This window comes from Streptomyces sp. NPDC001393, from assembly GCF_053597455.1.
The window spans coordinates 1,772-3,262 of the sequence record NZ_JBSFIH010000137.1 but is presented as its reverse complement, the minus strand read 5'-3'; the positions used below and the strand labels follow the sequence as shown (position 1 = coordinate 3,262).

Below are 1,491 nucleotides of genomic sequence, written 5' to 3'. Positions count from 1 at the left end.
AGCGGCGGTTTCGGGGCGCCCGACGATGACGACTATGTGGTCGAGTGGCGGGACCATAAGGCGTCTCGTGAGTATCTGGGCTATGCGGAGACGGCTCGCCAGCTGGAAATCCGCCTGTCGCGGTGCCATCCCACGAACCGTCCCGCCGTCAGTGCCGATCTGGCCGCGGCGCGTGAAGAGCGCGGAACGACGGTCTTTGACTGGCTGACCGAGATCTTCGAGGACCGTGCTCCCGGGGTGCTGCGGCTTCAGTGATGTCGCACGCTCTGCACTTCTCCACTGGGCAGACGGCTCTCGTCGACGTGATCCGCGAGATAGATCAGGGTGGCTTGCGGGTCCATGCCGAACGCTGCGGCGACGAGCTTGGGGTCCATAGTGTTCACCAGGTCGACGAGCCGGGTGCTGCGGATCATCCGGGGTGGGTATCCGCAGTCGTCAAGGACGTGGGAAAGATAGGCAGTTGAGGCCGGGCATCGCCCGGCCTTCGTTCCTTTGGTGACCATCACGTGCGGGTTGGCCGTGGGCCATGCCTCACGGTGGGCGAGGCAGCGCTGCAGCACCGTCCAGGAGGCAGGGTCCAGCGGGACGGGGTGCGGTCGTTTGCCGAGCCGGACCGTGTGAGCCACCAGGTCGACGTCGGTGACCTGCAGCAGTCGGACCTCGGTGCTGGAGGCGCCATGCAGCAGGGCGAGGATGCCTGTCAGGGCCTCGTGCGGGTGGACGGGCTCGAGGGTGGTCCAGCGGCGGAAGAGCTCGCGCTGCTGGTCGAGGGTGAGAGTCCTGCCGCGGAAGCCGTTCGGCTCCTTGGCGGTCAGGGTCCGGCTCGGGTCGATCAGCACGATGTGCTGGGAGCGAGCGAAGCGGAAGAACTGCCGCAGGACGGTCAGCCGCCGCTTGCGGGCCCGGGGAAGCGTGGCCAGGAAGGCTTCGACATCGTGCACGTCCACCAGCGCCCAGTCGTTCTTGCCTCGGTGACCCATGAGGAAAAGGGCCAGGTCTCGCAGGATGGCCAGAGCGGTTTCGAGGGTGTGGTCACTGCGGGGCCGGGTCCCGGCCCGGCGGGCCCGGTCCTGGGCCCGTATGCGGGAGGCGTCGAAGGCCGTGACGGCTGGTCTGAGGGGTTCGGGGACGGCGTCGATGCGGCGCTTGCGCCGCCCGGCGGCGAGCCGTTCGGCCTGGTCGGTGGGTAGGGCCAGGCCACGGAGCGTGAAGAAGTCCTCAAGCGCGCGGGCGAAGGACCCCATAGAGCGTCCGGGTCGGCGAGACCTTTCCAGCAGGGCCTGGGGCGAGTTGGAGTCCTCGTCTTCCAGGAGCCGGCCCAGGTCAGTGACGAAGCCGCAGGCCCGGGCGACGCAGTGGCGGGCAGCGACATGGGCGACGAAGTCGCCCAGCCAGAAGGGCGGTTCGGCGAGCCGGTCGCGGAGGTGTTCGCCGCGGATGAAGGGACGTCCGGGGTGCTTCTGCCAGCAGGGAGAGCACAGTCCCAGTCCG

At 68.8% G+C, this 1,491-nt stretch carries 2 protein-coding genes; one reads left to right on the top strand and one right to left on the bottom strand.

What is annotated here, in order from left to right:
* The coding region (locus ACWC2T_RS45820; protein ID WP_450676213.1) for a barstar family protein at positions 1–255 on the top strand (255 nt) is incomplete at its 5' end.
* Here the strand turns inward: ACWC2T_RS45820 and ACWC2T_RS45815 are convergent.
* Positions 249–1,491 (bottom strand): tyrosine-type recombinase/integrase (locus ACWC2T_RS45815; protein WP_450676212.1); only part of this gene is annotated, 1,243 nt, incomplete at its 5' end. The two genes, ACWC2T_RS45820 and ACWC2T_RS45815, sit on opposite strands and share 7 nt — an antisense overlap.